The 15,157-nt window shown below is 73.5% G+C and carries 11 protein-coding genes and 1 tRNA gene; 5 read left to right on the top strand and 7 right to left on the bottom strand.

Annotation, left to right across the window (positions count from 1 at the left end; translation table 11 throughout):
- Positions 1-65: 65 nt before the first annotated feature.
- From AVL61_RS03955 to AVL61_RS03930, 6 genes are all read right to left on the bottom strand, one after another.
- Positions 66-1,112: an ABC transporter ATP-binding protein gene (locus AVL61_RS03955; RefSeq protein ID WP_058873035.1), complete on the bottom strand. Its 1,047-nt coding sequence runs from the start codon at positions 1,110-1,112 to the stop codon at positions 66-68.
- On the bottom strand, positions 1,105-2,163 hold the full coding sequence (locus AVL61_RS03950) for an ABC transporter ATP-binding protein (RefSeq protein ID WP_058873034.1): 1,059 nt from the start codon (positions 2,161-2,163) through the stop codon (positions 1,105-1,107). The genes AVL61_RS03955 and AVL61_RS03950 overlap by 8 nt, the downstream gene beginning before the upstream one ends.
- Positions 2,160-3,137, bottom strand: coding sequence for an ABC transporter permease (locus AVL61_RS03945; protein ID WP_082696939.1), 978 nt, complete (start codon positions 3,135-3,137; stop codon positions 2,160-2,162). Before AVL61_RS03945 ends, AVL61_RS03950 begins: the two co-directional genes overlap by 4 nt.
- Positions 3,130-4,053 carry an ABC transporter permease gene (locus AVL61_RS03940; protein WP_058873033.1) on the bottom strand — a complete coding sequence of 308 codons (924 nt, stop codon included), beginning with the start codon at positions 4,051-4,053 and terminating at the stop codon, positions 3,130-3,132. The genes AVL61_RS03945 and AVL61_RS03940 overlap by 8 nt, the downstream gene beginning before the upstream one ends.
- A 101-nt stretch (positions 4,054-4,154) precedes the next feature.
- Complete coding sequence (locus AVL61_RS03935; RefSeq protein ID WP_058873032.1) at positions 4,155-5,789, bottom strand: peptide ABC transporter substrate-binding protein; 1,635 nt, start codon at positions 5,787-5,789, stop codon at positions 4,155-4,157.
- A gap of 364 nt (positions 5,790-6,153) precedes the next feature.
- Positions 6,154-6,651, bottom strand: a complete 498-nt coding sequence (locus AVL61_RS03930) for a hypothetical protein (RefSeq protein WP_058873031.1) — start codon at positions 6,649-6,651, stop codon at positions 6,154-6,156.
- Between the two features lie 439 nt (positions 6,652-7,090).
- On the opposite strand from AVL61_RS03930, the gene AVL61_RS03925 reads away from it, so the two are divergent.
- From AVL61_RS03925 to nrfD, 4 genes are all read left to right on the top strand, one after another.
- Positions 7,091-8,350: a heparan-alpha-glucosaminide N-acetyltransferase domain-containing protein gene (locus AVL61_RS03925; RefSeq protein WP_058873030.1), complete on the top strand. Its 1,260-nt coding sequence runs from the start codon at positions 7,091-7,093 to the stop codon at positions 8,348-8,350.
- 124 nt (positions 8,351-8,474) lie between these two features.
- Positions 8,475-11,846 (top strand): formate dehydrogenase, encoded by a 3,372-nt coding sequence (fdh, locus tag AVL61_RS03915; protein WP_231738271.1) that lies wholly within the window; start codon positions 8,475-8,477, stop codon positions 11,844-11,846.
- Positions 11,847-12,857: a 4Fe-4S dicluster domain-containing protein gene (locus AVL61_RS03910; RefSeq protein WP_058873027.1), complete on the top strand. Its 1,011-nt coding sequence runs from the start codon at positions 11,847-11,849 to the stop codon at positions 12,855-12,857.
- Positions 12,854-13,945, top strand: coding sequence for an NrfD/PsrC family molybdoenzyme membrane anchor subunit (nrfD, locus tag AVL61_RS03905; RefSeq protein ID WP_058873026.1), 1,092 nt, complete (start codon positions 12,854-12,856; stop codon positions 13,943-13,945). The genes AVL61_RS03910 and nrfD overlap by 4 nt, the downstream gene beginning before the upstream one ends.
- Positions 13,946-13,972: 27 nt before the next feature.
- On the opposite strand, the gene selD is transcribed toward nrfD, so the two are convergent.
- Positions 13,973-14,962, bottom strand: coding sequence for a selenide, water dikinase SelD (gene selD, locus AVL61_RS03900; RefSeq protein WP_408669408.1), 990 nt, complete (start codon positions 14,960-14,962; stop codon positions 13,973-13,975).
- A 68-nt stretch (positions 14,963-15,030) separates the two neighbouring features.
- Here selD and AVL61_RS03895 point away from each other — a divergent pair.
- Positions 15,031-15,125: transfer RNA gene (locus AVL61_RS03895), tRNA-Sec, on the top strand.
- Positions 15,126-15,157: the final 32 nt, after the last annotated feature.

The following is a 15,157-nucleotide window of genomic DNA, read 5'->3' as shown; positions in this document are numbered from 1 at the left end:
CGGAGGACCACGACGAGGGCCCCGGCCGCTGTCCGCGGACGAGGCCCTCCGGGGGCTGCGGCCGGTCAGGCCGTGCCGGCCGCCAGGTCGCGGATCTCGGCGAAGTGGCAGGCCGAGGGGTGCCCCTGTCCCCGGTCGACGAGTGCCGGGACCTCCTCGGCGCAGACGTCCTGGGCCTTCCAGCAGCGCGTGCGGAAGCGGCAGCCCGAGGGCGGGTCCGCCGGGCTGGGCAGGTCGCCGCTGAGCATGATCCGCTCCCGCGACCCGCGCAGCGCGGGCTCGTGCACCGGCACCGCCGAGAGCAGGGCCTGCGTGTACGGGTGCGCGGCCCGCTCGTAGATCGCGTCCCGGTCCCCGGTCTCCACCACGCCGCCGAGGTACATCACGGCGACCCGGTCGCTGAGGTGGCGCACGACCGAGAGGTCGTGGGCGATGAACAGGAAGGACAGCCCGAACTCGTCCTGCAGGTCCTGGAGCAGGTTGATCACCTGGGCCTGGACGGACACGTCGAGGGCGGAGACGGGCTCGTCGCAGACGATCAGCTCGGGTCGCAGCGCCAGGGCGCGGGCGATCCCGATGCGCTGGCGCTGCCCGCCCGAGAACTGGTGCGGGTAGCGGTTGGCGTAGTCGGCGCGCAGCCCCACGCGCTCGAGCAGGTCCCGCACCCGCGCCCCGCGGTCCTTCCGGTCGAGGGTGTTGGGGTGCACGTCCCAGGCCTCGGCCACGATGTCGCCCACCGTCATCCGCGGGTTCAGCGAGGAGTACGGGTCCTGGAAGATGATCTGCACGTTGCGCCGGTACTCGCGCAGCTCGCGGGCGGACATCGCCGCGACGTCCCGGCCCTTGTAGAGCACCTGCCCGGCAGTGGGCCGCTCGAGGGCCATCACGAGCTTCGCGACCGTGGACTTGCCCGAGCCGGACTCGCCGACCAGCCCCAGCGTCTCGCCGGCGCCCACGGTGAGGTCCACGCCCTCGACCGCCCGCACCTGCCCGATCGTGCGCCGCAGGACGATCCCCTGTGTGAGCGGGAAGTGCTTGGTCAGCCCGCGCACCTCGAGCAGCGGCGCCTGCCCCGTCGTCGTCCCCTCGGGGACCGGTGCCGTCTCAGCCATGGGCGAGCTCCTCGCTGTAGTGGCAGGCCGCCGTGCGGCCCGGGACGATCTCGCGCAGCGCCGGGACGTCGCCGGCGCAGTCCCCGCCCGGGACGGCCGCGGACCCGGAGCGGGCCATCGGGCAGCGCGGGTGGAAGGCGCACCCGGAGGGGATGGCCGAGAGGTCGGGCGGGGTGCCGGTGACCGGGTGCAGCCGCTCGCCCTGCGACTCGAGGCTCGGCATCGAGGCCATCAGCCCCTTGGTGTAGGGATGCAGCGGGGCGGCCAGCACCTCGTCGACCGTGCCGTTCTCCACGATGGCGCCGGCGTACATCACGGCCACCCGGTCGGCGACCTCGTTGACCACCCCGAGGTCGTGGGTGATGAGGATCATCCCCATCCCCGTCTGCTCCTGCAGCTCGGTGAGCAGGTCCATGATCTGGGCCTGCACGGTGACGTCGAGCGCGGTCGTGGGCTCGTCGGCGATGAGCAGGTCGGGGTCCAGGGCGATGGCCATCGCGATCATCACGCGCTGGCGCATCCCGCCGGAGAACTGGTGCGGAAAGGCGTCGACGCGCTCGCGGGCCGCGGGGATGCCGACCCGCTCCATGAGCTCGACCGCCTTCTCCCGGGCCTCGGCGCGGGAGGCGCCGCGGTGGACGCGGAACAGCTCCCCGATCTGGTGGCCGACCGTGAAGACGGGGTTGAGCGCGGACAGCGCGTCCTGGAAGACCATCGCGATGCCCGGCCCGCGCACGGCCCGCTGCTCCTTGCGGGTCATCGTCAGCAGGTCCTGGCCGCGGAAGCGGATGGCGCCGCGGGTGATGCGCGCCGGGGGGACGTCGAGGATGCCCATGACCGCCTGGGCGGAGACGGACTTGCCCGAGCCGGACTCCCCGACGATCGCGAGGGTCTCCCCGGGGCGGACCGCGTAGGAGATGCCGTTGACGGCCCGGACGGTGCGGCGGCGGGAGCGGAACTCGACCGCGAGGTCCTCGACCTCGAGGACGGGCGGCTCCGCGTCCCGCTGCTGCGGGTCCGCCGGGGCGGGGACGGGGTGCGAGGGGTTCATCGGCGCAGTTTCGGGTCGAGGGCGTCGCGCAGCGCATCCCCCATGAGGATGAACGCGAGCACGGTCAGGGACAGGAAGAGCGAGGGGAACAGGATCAGGTGCGGGGCGTCGCGCAGCCGGTTCTGGGCGGCGTTGATCTGCAGGCCCCAGGAGATCTCGGGCAGCTGCAGGCCCACGCCCAGGAAGGTCAGCGTCGCCTCGGAGGCGATGATCGTCCCCACCGCGATCGTGGCGTAGACGAGCACGGGGGCCACGGCGTTGGGCAGGATGTGCCGGACGATGATTCGCCCGGTCCGGGCCCCCAGCGCGCGGGCGGCCTGGACGTAATCGGACTGCTTGACCCCGATGACGTTGGAGCGCACCAGGCGCATCGCGGTCATCCAGCCGAAGGCGATCAGCGCGAGGGAGACCTCGAGCACCCCGCGCTCGGGCAGCACGGAGAGCAGGATGATCGCCCCCAGGATCAGCGGCAGGCCGTAGAAGATGTCGGTCACGCGGGCCAGCAGCGAGTCGATCCACCCGCCGTAGTAGCCGGCCAGCGCGCCCACGACCACGCCGATGGCGAGCACGCCGAGCACGGAGAGGAAGCCGATCGCGAGGGACACCCCGGCCCCGTGCACCACGTTGGCGTAGTAGTCGCAGCCCTGGACGTCGAAGCCGAACGGGGCCCCGGCCTGCGGGCCGTCCCCGGAGCGGGCGAGGTCGCAGGACCGCGGGTCGGTCGAGGTGAACAGCCCCGGGGCCACCGCCATGGTCGCGAAGACGAGGAACAGCAGCGCGCCCACGAGGAAGAACGGGTTGCGGCGCAGCTGCCGCCAGGCGTCCTGCCACAGGCTGGTCTGCTCGATGTCCCCGGCCGCGGCCGCCGAGGCCAGCTCGTCGGCGCGGTCGTCCACCCGGTCGGCGTAGCTCTCCCGGTGCAGGCCCTCCGGGTGGGCCTGGTCCTCGAGGGCGTCCGTGCGGGGGTCATTCATAGCGGATCCTCGGGTCGAGGGCGGCGTAGAGGACGTCGACCACCAGGTTGAAGAAGATGTAGAAGAACACGAACAGGGTCACGATCCCGACGACGACGGCGCCCTCCTGCCGCAGCACCGCGTCATAGACCGCCCGGCCCAGGCCGGGGATGTTGAACACCGACTCGGTGACGATGGCCCCGCCCATCAGCGCGCCCAGGTCGGCGCCGATGAAGGTGATCACGGGGATGAGGCTGTTGCGCAGGGTGTGCTTGCCGACCACGCTGGCCTCGCTCAGGCCCTTGGCGCGGGCGGTGCGCACGTAGTCGCTCTGCAGGTTCTCCGCGAGGCTCGTGCGGGTCAGCCGCGCCACGTAGGCCAGGGAGAGCGCCGCGAGCACCAGGCCCGGCAGGACGTAGCTGTACCAGCCCTGGGAGATGCCCGCGATCGGGAACCAGCCCAGCCGCACCCCGAGGACGTACTGGGCGAGGAAGCCGAGGACGAACACGGGGATCGAGACCACCACCGTGGTCGAGACGAGCACCAGGTTGTCGAAGAACGACCCCCGGCGCAGTCCCGCCAGGACGCCGGCCGCGATGCCGATGAGGATCTCGAAGGCCACGGCCACGAGGGCCAGGCGCGCGGTCACGGGCAGCCGGTCCAGGATCGTGTCCAGCACGGGCCGGCCGGAGAAGTCGGTGCCGAAGTCGCCCTGCACGAGCCCGGCGAGGTACTTCAGGTACTGGATCAGCAGCGGGTCGTCGAGGTTGTACTCGGCGCGCAGCTGCGCCTGCACCGCCTCGGAGAGCGGGCGGTCCCCGCCCAGGGCTCGGATGGGGTCGCCGGGCAGCGCGTAGACCATCGAGAAGATGAGCAGGGATGCCCCCAGCAGCACCGGGATGGTCAGCAGCAGACGGCGGATGACGTACCGCCCCATGGGTCTCCTTCGTTCACGGTCGGAGCGCTCGGTCGGAGCGCTCGGTCGCACGCGCGGGCCCGGGGCGCCCCGATCGGGGGCGCCCCGGGCTCAGCGCCGGGTCACTCCGAGCCGACGACGACGTCCTCGACCTCGACGCGCCCGAAGCTGTTGACGTACACGTCGCTGACGTTCTCCGAGTGGGCGTACTGGACCAGCCCGAAGAACAGCGGGGCGGCCGGCATGTCGGCCAGGAGCAGGTCCTCGGCCTCCTGGTAGGCCTGGATCGCCGCGTCGATCGAGTCGGCGGCGTTGCCCTCCTGCAGCTTGGCGTCGAACTCCTCGTTCGAGTAGAAGGTCACGTTCGAGCCGGCCGGCGGCAGGGCCGCGGTGGAGTAGGTCGGGCCGAGCATGTTCTCCATGACCGGGTAGTCCATGATCCAGCCGGAGCGGAACGGGCCGGTCATGCCCTTCTCGTCCTGCTTGGGCAGGTACTCGGCGAACTGGAGGTCGCCGCGCAGCTGGTACTCGACCCCGAGGTTCTCGCGCAGCTGGTTGCCCACGGCCTGCATCCACTCCTCGTGCCCGGCGCCGGCGTTGAACCACAGGTCCACGGGCTCGGACTTGTCGAAGCCGGCCTCCTCGAGGAGGCGGTTGGCCTCCTCGACGTTCAGCTCGCAGGCGTCGCAGGCGTCCTCGCGGTGCCCGTCGATCACGGGCGAGACGAAGGACGCGGCCGGGGTGCGGGAGCCCTGGAAGATCGCGTCGGTGATCGCCTGCCGGTCGATCGCCATGGAGAACGCCCGGCGGACCTGCGGGTCGGCGAAGCGCTCGTCGTAGGTCGGGAAGCCCAGCGAGGTGATGTCGCCGCGCGGGGTGGTCTTGAACCGCTCGCCGAACTGGTCCTCGGCGGAGGCGATGGCGTCCGGCGGGATCTGGTCGATCACGTCGAGGGAGCCGGCCTGCAGGTCGTTGTAGGCGGTGTTGATCTCGGTGTAGACGCGGAACTCCACGCCCGCGGCCTTGGCCGGCTCCTCGCCGCCGAACTCCTCGTAGCGGGTCAGGGTGATGCCCTGGCCCTCCTGGAAGGCCTCGTCCGCCTTGAAGGGGCCGTTGCCGACCGGCTGCTCGCCGAAGCCGTCGGGGTCGTCGAAGAACGCCTGCGGCAGCGGGAAGAACGCCGTGTAGCCGAGGGTCGTGGGGAACTGCGCGTAGGGCTCGGTGAGGGTCACCCGGAACGTGGTGTCGTCGACGACCTCGAGCCCGGACATCTCCGTCCCGGCGGGCTCCTGGCCCTCCTCGGCCTGCAGGTCCTCGTAGCCCTCCACGTTGGCGAAGAAGTAGGAGTTGCCCTGGGCGTTCGTGCTGTTGGCCACGTAGTTCCAGGTGTCGACGTAGCTCTGCGCGGTCACCGGGGTGCCGTCGTGGAAGGTCCAGCCGTCCTTGAGGCTGACGGTCCACGTCTTCTGGTCCTCGGACTCCACGGACTCCGCGACGCCGGTGTAGACGGCCTCGTTGCTCTCGCGGTCGTACTCGACGAGGCCGGTCCACAGCGCGTCGACGACCTGGCCGCCCTCGGTCTCGCTCGTGTTGCCGGGGATCAGCGGGTTCTCGGGCTCGCCGATGTACGCGCTGAAGGTGCCGCCGCCGTCGCCGCCGTCGGCACCGGCCTCGCCGCCGCCTCCCCCACCGCACGCGGTGAGCAGCAGGGCTCCGGAGAGCACCACTGCCGTGCCCGCGATCCGCTTCGTTCTCATCGTTTCCTCCATGGTCGATATGGGCCCGCCGGGAGTGCTGGGTTCGCAGTCCGAGGGGGACGGGGCCACGCCGGGGCGAGCACGGGGCTCGCACGTCGTGGAGCACAGGGCTCCGGGCCCGACGTGACGGAGATCACCGTCCGCCGCGCCCAGGAAGAAACCTATGGTCTCCGGCCGCGGGACGGGAGCAGACACGCCAGAAGAAACAGGAACTGCCGGTATCAGTTACCCATTCGTAACCACGGGGTCGGGGACGGCGGGACCTCGACCGGACGGGTCGCGGCCCGGACGGCTCCGCACGGCCGGGCCCGGCCGTGCGGAAGAGGACCGGGGGCAGGAGGCCTCCGCGGGAGCGGCGCTCGGCTCAGACCGCGGCGGCCAGCCCGCCGGGCCCGAGCCCGGGGTCCGACGGGGCGTCCGCGGGGTGCCGCAGCACCGACTGCAGCTCCGCGGTCTCCGCGCCGGACGCCTCGGCGAGGCGGGCGAGCGGGACGCCGTGCCGCGCCGCGGTGCGGATCTCGGCGTGCAGGACCTCCACCGCCCGGTCCAGGGACCAGCGCGCCGACTCCAGGGCGCCGTCGAGGGGGGCGACGTCGAGACCGATGCCCACCTCCTCGCCCGAGGCGACGGCCTCGAGGGCCTGGTCGAGCGCCCACTCCGCGGCCTCGGCCTCCCCCGCGGCGGTGAGGACCCGCTGGAGCAGCCCGGCGTGCTGGAAGCGGAGGTCGCCGCCGGGACGGTCGGAGCCGGACCCGGCCGGACCCTCCGGGGGCGCCGGCGGCACGGCGGGCTCCGGGAGGAGCGGGACGTGCACGAGGTCGGCCGACCGGGTCGACTGCGGGGACAGCGCCTTGCTCATCATGGATCCTTCCTGGAGAACTGCTGCTGCGGCCCCGCGCCGGCGCCTGCCGCAGCCGGGCGGGGCCTCGCTCCCATCGAACCAGCCACCCCGGCGAAGGTCCAGGAAGATCCCGGTGAACACCGCACAAATCCTCGTGCGACCTGGGACAACGCCCTCCCGGAAAGTGGACAGGAGCCGTTCCTGCTCCTAGGGTCGAGGAGGCCCGAGGGGATCCGGGATCGCCGCCGCACCGGGCTTCCCACCCCGGGGCACCGACGTCCGCGCCGTTCCTGCCCCAGGGTCCGGCCGGGCGCCCCACCCGGCCGCCCGGAGCCCCGCGAGCCGACCCGTCCACGCGCCCCCTGCGCACACCCCCCGCGCACGCCCTCGTGCACGACCCGCCGGTCCCCGCCGGCAGCGGTCACGCCCCCGTGCGCTCCCCCGCCCCCCGGAGACCCCCTTGAGCCGAACGACCAAAGCCCCCGCCCCCGGCGCGGCCCGCACGAGCGGTGCGGTACCCGCCCGCAGGCCCCGCCTCATCGCCGTGGACGCCGCCCGCGGCCTGGCGCTGATCGGCATGATCGCGGTCCACGTCCTGCCCGTCCACGACCCCGAGACCTTCGAGCCCACCCTGCAGTGGAGCCTGTTCGGCGGGCGCGCCGCGGCGCTGTTCGCGCTGCTGGCCGGGCTGAGCCTGGCGTTCTCCTCGGGCGGGCGCACACCGCACCGCGGCCGCGCCCTCACCGCCACCCGCGCCGGACTGGTGGTCCGGGCGCTGCTCATCACGTCCGTCGGACTGGCGATCAACCAGGTCATGCCGTCCCCGGCGCCCGCGCTGGGCATCCTGGTCTACTACGGCGCGTTCTTCCTGCTCGCCGTTCCCCTGCTGGGCCTGTGGCGCCGCGCCCTGGCCGCCGCCGCCGCGGGCGCCGCGGTCCTGGGCCCCGTGCTGGTGCACGTGCTGGGCCCCGCCCTGCCCCGGCCCGAGGTCGCCAACCCCACTCTCGGCAGCGTGCTCGCGGATCCCGGCGCCGCCCTGGCCCAGGTGCTGCTGACCGGGACCTATCCGGCCGTGCCGTACCTGACCTACCTCTGCGCCGGCCTGCTCCTCGGCCGGACCGACCTGCACGAGGTCGTGGTGCGGGTCCGGATCGCCGTGACCGGTGCGGTCCTCGCGCTCGGCGCGTGGTTCGTCTACTGGGTGCTGGTCCTGCAGACCGGCGGCTACGACCGGCTGATGCAGCACACCCCGTGGCTGAGCGAGGACCAGATCGACGAGATCATCGTCTGGGGGCCGAGCCCCGACCTGCCCACCTCCACCTGGTGGTGGCTGCTCACCCCCGGCCCGCACAGCAACACCCCGGTGACGCTGCTCATGGACCTGGGCACCGGCCTGGCCGTGCTGGGGCTCTTCCTGCTCCTCGCTCGCCCGAACCGGCTGTGGACCGTGCTGGCCGCCATGGGCGGGCGCACCCTGACCCTGTACTCGGCCCACCTGCTCGCACTGGCCACGGCCGTCCACGACGACGACCGCCTGCTCTGGTTCGCGGTGCACGTGGCCGCGGCCGCGGCCTTCGCCGTGCTGTGGCAGAGAACCCTCGGCCAGGGTCCCCTCGAACGGGTGATCGCGGCCGCCGTGCGCGGCACCCGCCGGCTGGTGCTCGGCGCCTCCGTCGGGACGGCGGGCCCCTCCCGGGCCCGGAGTTCCGAGCCGGCCTAGAGCGGCCGGGCGGGGCCGGGACCGCCGCGCGTCCGGACGGTCCGGTGCACCGGGAACGCCGCGCGGACACGGCCGGCCGGTGTGGCCCCTGACACATCGCCGCGCGGCGGACTATGCTCTCGCCATGGCACGATTCAGCCCACTGGAGTGGCCGGTCCTCCGTCAGATCCGCTCGGGCGACCTGCTCGGTCGCGGCCCGGCCGTGACCTCGGAGCGCACCCGGACGACGGCTCCCCGCACGAGCACCGCCGACCGGGTCGTGCAGAGCGTCTGCCCGTACTGCGCGGTCGGCTGCGGCCAGCGGGTCTACGTCAAGGACGAGAAGGTCGTCCAGATCGAGGGCGACCCCGACTCGCCGATCTCCCGCGGCCGGCTGTGCCCCAAGGGCTCGGCCAGCGAGCAGCTCGTCAACGCGCCCGGCCGGCAGACCGAGGTGCTCTACCGCGCGCCCCGGGCCACCGAGTGGCAGCGGCTGGACCTCGACACCGCCGTCGGGATGGTGGCGGACCGGGTCCTCGAGGCCCGCCGCAACGGATGGCAGGACGCCGACGAGCAGGGCCGTCCGCTGCGCCGCACCATGGGCTTCGCCTCCCTGGGCGGCGCGACGCTGGACAACGAGGAGAACTACCTCATCAAGAAGCTCTTCACCGCCGCCGGAGCGATCCAGATCGAGAACCAGGCCCGTATTTGACACTCCTCGACGGTTCCCAGTCTGGGAGCCTCGTTCGGTCGCGGTGGCGCGACGCAGTCCCTGCAGGACATGGCCAACGCCGACTGCATCGTCATCCAGGGCTCCAACATGGCCGAGTGCCACCCCGTGGGCTACCAGTGGGTGACGGAGGCCAAGGCCCGCGGCGCCCGGGTCATCCACGTCGACCCGCGCTTCACCCGCACCTCGGCGGTCGCCGACCGGCACGTCCCGATCCGGGCCGGTTCGGACATCGTCCTGCTCGGGGCGCTGATCAACCACGTGCTCGGCCATGACCTGTGGTTCGAGGAGTACGTCCGCGCCTACACCAACGCGGCCACGATCGTGGACGAGGACTACCGGGACGCCGAGGACCTCGACGGGCTGTTCTCCGGCTTCGACCCGGAGACCGGCCAGTACGACATGTCCACGTGGGCCTACGAGGAGCGCGGCGACGACCGGGTGCAGGGCCCCGAGGGGGACCCCGAGCACGGTGCCGAGTCCGTGCCCGAGGCCGCCGGCCAGCAGTTCGGCAGCGGCGGCGCCCCGATGGAGAACGCCCGCGTGGAGCGCGACGAGACCCTGCAGCACCCGCGCACGGTCTTCCAGATCCTCCGGCGGCACTACGCGCGCTACACCCCCGAGATGGTGCAGGAGGTGTGCGGGATCTCCCCCGAGGACCTCGCGTACCTGGCGCGCTCCGTCACCGAGAACTCGGGGCGCGAGCGGACCACCTGCTTCGCCTACGCCGTCGGCTGGACCCAGCACAGCCTGGGCGCGCAGTACATCCGCACCGCCGCGATCCTGCAGCTGCTGCTGGGCAACATGGGACGCCCGGGCGGGGGGATCATGGCCCTGCGCGGGCACGCCAGCATCCAGGGCTCGACCGACATCCCCACGCTGTTCAACCTGCTGCCCGGCTACCTGCCGATGCCGGTGGCCGGCACGCACGACACGTTCGAGGACTACCTGGACGCGATCGCGTCGAAGCAGCAGAAGGGCTACTGGGCCGAGGCCGACGCCTACACGACGAGCCTGCTCAAGGCCTGGTGGGGGGACGCCGCCACCGCCGACAACGACTGGGCCTACGACTACCTCCCGCGCCTCACCGGGGCCCACGGCACGTTCCAGACGCTGACGAGCATGCTCGACGACGAGGTGGAGGGCTACTTCCTGCTCGGCCAGAACCCCGCGGTGGGGTCCTCCAACGGCCGGATGCAGCGCATGGCCATGTCCCACCTGAAGTGGCTGGTGGTGCGCGACCTCAACCTCATCGAGTCGGCGACCTGGTGGAAGGACGGTCCGGAGATCGCCTCGGGCGAGCTGCGCACCGAGGACATCGAGACCGAGGTCTTCTTCCTGCCCGCGGCCACGCACGTGGAGAAGTCGGGCACCTTCACCCAGACCCAGCGGCTGCTGCAGTGGCGCCACCAGGCCGTGGCCCCGCCGGGCGAGTGCCGCAGCGAGCTGCAGTTCTTCTTCGAGCTGGGCCGGCGGATCCGGGAGCGGCTGGCCGGTTCCGAGGACGAGCGCGACCGCCCGCTGCTCGACCTCACCTGGGACTACCCCGTGGACGAGCACGGCGAGCCGGACCCCGAGGCGGTGCTCGCCGAGATCAACGGCCGGCACCTCACCGGCCCGGACGCCGGCCGGCCGCTGTCCTCGTACACCGAGATGCGCGCGGACGGCTCGACCTCCGGCGGCTGCTGGATCTACTCCGGGGTCTACGCCGACGGCGTCAACCGTGCGGCCGCCCGCACCCCGGGCCGGGAGCAGGGTCCCGTCGCCCCCGACTGGGGCTGGGCCTGGCCCGCCAACCGCCGGATCCTCTACAACCGGGCCTCGGCCGACCCCGAGGGCCGGCCGTGGAGCGAGCGCAAGAAATACGTCTGGTGGGACGAGGAGCAGAACCGGTGGGTCGGGGACGACGTTCCCGACTTCCCGCTCCACCTCGCCCCGGGCACCCGCCCCGAGCCCGACGCCGGAGGGGCGGCCGCGCTGGCCGGTGACGACCCGTTCATCATGCAGAGCGACGGCAAAGGGTGGCTGTACGCGCCCAAGGGCGTGGTGGACGGGCCGCTGCCCACGCACTACGAGCCGCAGGAGTCGCCGGTCGCCAACGCCCTGTACTCGCAGCAGCGCAATCCCTCCCGGGTGCTGTTCGCGCGCCAGGACAACCTCAGCGCCCCGAGCGCCGGGACCCCGGGGGCCGACGTGTACCCGTACGTGTTCACCACGTACCGGCTCACCGAGCACCACACGGCCGGCGGCATGAGCCGCTGGCTGCCGTACCTCTCCGAGCTGCAGCCCGAGATGTTCTGCGAGGTCTCCCCCGAGCTCGCCGCCGAGTGCGGGCTGGAGCCCTACGGCTGGGCCACGATCGTCTCCCCCCGGGCGGCGATCGAGGCGCGGGTGCTGGTCACCGAGCGGATGACCCCGCTGACGGTGCGCGGGCACACCGTGCACCAGATCGGGCTCCCGTACCACTGGGGGGTGGGCGACGACGCCGTGGTCAGCGGCGACTCCGCCAACGACCTGCTGGGCCTCACGCTCGAGCCCAACGTGCAGATCCAGGACTCCAAGGTGGGCTCGTGCCACATCCGCCCGGGCCGCCGGCCGCGGGGCGCCGAGCTGCTCGACCTGGTCGCGGAGTACCAGGAGCGCGCCGGCGCCACGGTGGCGACCGGCAACACCCGGATCGACCGGCCCGGCAGGATCCCGGACCCCGGCCGGAGCGGCGAGCCGAGCCCGGACCCGGCCGCCGGCGAGACCACCGACACGACCACCGACCCGACGAGGGAGACCTAGATGGGCCAGCTGGCCGGACCGACCGATCCCACGGCCGACGCGCACTGGGAGCACCAGCACGCGCGGAAGGGCTTCTTCACGGACACCTCGATCTGCATCGGCTGCAAGGCCTGCGAGGTGGCGTGCAAGGAGTGGAACCAGAACCCGCAGGACGGGGAGCTCGAGCTGCTCGAGTCCTCCTACGACAACACCGGCTCGCTGGGGGCCAGCACCTGGCGGCACGTGGCGTTCGTGGAGCAGGACAGCGAGCGCATCGAGGAGGCCCGGGAGTCCGGTCGCAAGCTCGTGAGCCTGGGCATGCCGCGCGTCGGCCCGCCCGAGGCGCGCCCGCAGCCCTCGGGGGACACGACCCCGCCCGACACCCCGGAGTTCCGCTGGCTGATGTCCTCCGACGTCTGCAAGCACTGCACGCACGCCGGGTGCCTCGACGTGTGCCCCACCGGGGCGCTGTTCCGCACCGAGCACGGCACCGTGGTGGTCCAGGACGACGTGTGCAACGGCTGCGGCACGTGCGTGGCCGGCTGCCCGTTCGGCGTGATCGAGCGGCGCACCGACGGCACGGCCGCACCCCGCACGGAGCGGGACGGGCAGCCGGGCAAGCCCGGCAAGCCCGGCAAGCCCGAGGTGAAGAACGTGGGCGTCGCCCAGAAGTGCACCCTGTGCTACGACCGGATGGTGGACGACCAGACGCCGGCGTGCGCGCAGACGTGCCCGACGACCTCCATCAAGTACGGCGAGCACGACGACATGGTCGAGCAGGCCCGGCACCGGGTCGCCGAGCTGCACGCCGAGGGCCGCACCGAGGCCCGGCTCTACGGCGCCAACGAGCTGGACGGCGTCGGCGGCACCGGCTCGGTGTTCCTGCTGCTCGACGAGCCGGAGGTCTACGGGCTGCCCCCGGACCCGCGGGTGCCCACCGCGGACCTGCCCCGGATGTACCAGCGGGCCGGCCTGGCCGCGGCGGGCATGCTCGCCGCCGCCGCCCTGGCCTTCGCGGGAGGCCGCTCGTGAGCCTGTCCGAGTTCGACAGCTACCGTCCGCCCGAGCCGCCGCGCCGCCGGCGGCGGGACGGAGCGCGCCGGCGGGGCGCCGGCCAGGCCGGCGGCGACGGCTCCCGGGAGATGCCGATGGTCCCGGAGCCGGAGTTCGGCTCCTACTACGGCCGCCCGGTGGTCAAGCCGGCGCCCTGGGGCCACGAGGTCGCTGCATACCTGTTCCTCGGCGGCGTGGCCGGCGGCTCGGCGCTGCTCGCGCTCGGCGGTCAGCTGACCGGCCGGGACGAGCTGCGGCGCAACGCCCGGCTGGGCTCGGTGACCGCGCTCGGTCTGGGCGGCGCGGCCCTCGTCGCGGACCTCGGCCGGCCCGAGCGGTTCCTGCACATGCTGCGCACGTTCAAGCCGACCTCGCCGATGAGCATGGGCACGTGGATCCTCAGCGCGTTCGGGGCCGGCATGGGGACCGCGGTCGCCTCCGAGGTCGACCGGATGACCGGGGACCGGCTCCCGCTGGGCCCGCTGCGCCCGGTGCTGCGCGCCGTGGAGGGACCGGCCGGCGTGGAGGCCGCGGTCCTCGCCGGTCCGCTCGCCGCCTACACCGCGGCCCTGCTCTCCGACACGGCGACGCCCACCTGGAACGCGGCCCGCGAGGACCTGGCGTTCGTCTTCGTGAGCTCCGCGAGCCTCGCCGCGGGCGGCCTGGCGATGGTCACCACGTCCGTGGGCGAGGCCGGTCCCGCCCGGCGGCTGGCGGTGCTGGGGGTGGCGGGCGAGCTGGTCGCCACGAAGCTCATGGAGCGCCGGATGGACCCTGTCGCGGCCGAGCCGCTGCACCACGGTCAGGCGGGGACGATGCTCGCCTGGAGCGAGCGGCTCGCGGTCGCCGGCGGTCTCGGCACGCTGCTGGGCGGGCGGCACCGGGCCGTCGCCGCGCTCTCGGGCCTGGCGCTGCTGGCCTCCTCGGCGCTGACCCGGTTCGGCGTGATGGAGGCCGGTCTGCACTCCGCCGTGGACCCGCGCTACACGATCGAGCCGCAGAAGGCGCGGCTGGCGGCGCGGCGGGCCGCCGGGGTCACCGACGACTCGATCACCACCGTCGGCTGAGCGCCCGGCGCCGTCCCGCGACGGCGCTCAGCGCACCTCGATGCCGGACCCCGCCACGGTGTGGCCCACCACCGGGTATCCGGGCACCTCGCCGACGACGAGCAGCCCGCCGGAGGTCTGCGCGTCGGCGAGCAGCAGCAGGTCGTCCTCGTCGACGCCCGCGGCGGAGCGCAGGTGGGGGCGCACCCAGTCGAGGTTGCGGCGGGTCCCGCCCGAGACGTAGCCGTCCCGCAGCGCCTCCTCGGCCCCCTCGACGAGGGGCACGGCCGCCCGGTCCAGCACCGCGCCGACGCCGGAGGCACGGCACATCTTGTGCAGGTGCCCGAGCAGGCCGAAGCCCGTGACGTCCGTGGCCGCCCGGGCCCCGGCCGCGAGCGCCGCCTCGGCCGCGTCCCGGTTCAGCCGGGTCATCGTGGCGACCGCCTCGGCGAACACCTCGCCGGTGGCCTTGTGCCGGTTGTTGAGCAGCCCCACGCCGATCGGCTTGGTGAGGGTGAGGGGCAGCCCCGGCGCGGCGGCGTCGTTGCGCAGCAGCCGGCCCGGGTCGGCCACGCCGGTCACGGCCATGCCGTACTTCGGCTCCGGGTCGTCGATGGAGTGCCCCCCGATCACGGGGCATCCCGCCTCGGACGCGACGGCCAGCCCGCCGCGGAGCACCTCCGTCAGCAGCTCCATCGGCAGCTTCTCCCGCGGCCAGCCGACCAGGTTGATCGCCATCACCGGGCGCCCGCCCATGGCGTAGACGTCCGACAGCGCGTTCGCGGCGGCGATCCGGCCCCAGTCGTAGGCGTCGTCGACGACCGGGGTGAAGAAGTCGGCGGTGGACAGCACCGCGAGGTCCTCGCGCACCAGGACGGCCGCGGCGTCGTCCCCGTCGTCGAGTCCGACCAGCACGCCGGCCCCCGGCTGCCCGGTCAGGCCCCGGACCGCGTCCTCGAGCTCGCCGGGAGGGATCTTGCACGCGCACCCGCCGCCGTGGGCGAAGCCCGTCAGCCGGACCGCTCCGGCGGCGGACAGGGGTGGGGTCGACGTCCGGGTCTGTTCCATGCCGTCAGCCTACTGGTGGCGGTGCTAGGTTGGACGGCGGAGGCGTCCGGGTCCTGGTGGGCCCCCCGGTCTTCAAAACCGGTGAGGCCGAGCATCTCGGCCTGGCGGGTTCGATTCCCGTCCGCCTCCGCCAACCTCTGCACCGCTCATCCGCGCCGCGCGCGA

Origin of the sequence: Kocuria rosea subsp. polaris (genome assembly GCF_001483755.1) — a bacterium.
Lineage (GTDB): Bacteria > Actinomycetota > Actinomycetes > Actinomycetales > Micrococcaceae > Kocuria > Kocuria cellulosilytica.
Note: the sequence above shows the minus strand (reverse complement) of the source record. Positions and strands in the feature narration are given on the sequence as shown.

Bases quoted from the DNA above. Each gene is read 5' to 3' on its own strand.
- AVL61_RS03910 (WP_058873027.1), top strand. From the start codon at position 11,847: ATGGGCCAGCTGGCCGGACCGACCGATCCCACGGCCGACGCGCACTGG.
- AVL61_RS03945 (WP_082696939.1), bottom strand. From the start codon at position 3,137: ATGAATGACCCCCGCACGGACGCCCTCGAGGACCAGGCCCACCCGGAG.
- AVL61_RS03955 (WP_058873035.1), bottom strand. From the start codon at position 1,112: ATGGCTGAGACGGCACCGGTCCCCGAGGGGACGACGACGGGGCAGGCG.
- AVL61_RS03930 (WP_058873031.1), bottom strand. From the start codon at position 6,651: ATGATGAGCAAGGCGCTGTCCCCGCAGTCGACCCGGTCGGCCGACCTC.
- AVL61_RS03950 (WP_058873034.1), bottom strand. From the start codon at position 2,163: ATGAACCCCTCGCACCCCGTCCCCGCCCCGGCGGACCCGCAGCAGCGG.
- AVL61_RS03935 (WP_058873032.1), bottom strand. From the start codon at position 5,789: ATGAGAACGAAGCGGATCGCGGGCACGGCAGTGGTGCTCTCCGGAGCC.
- AVL61_RS03940 (WP_058873033.1), bottom strand. From the start codon at position 4,053: ATGGGGCGGTACGTCATCCGCCGTCTGCTGCTGACCATCCCGGTGCTG.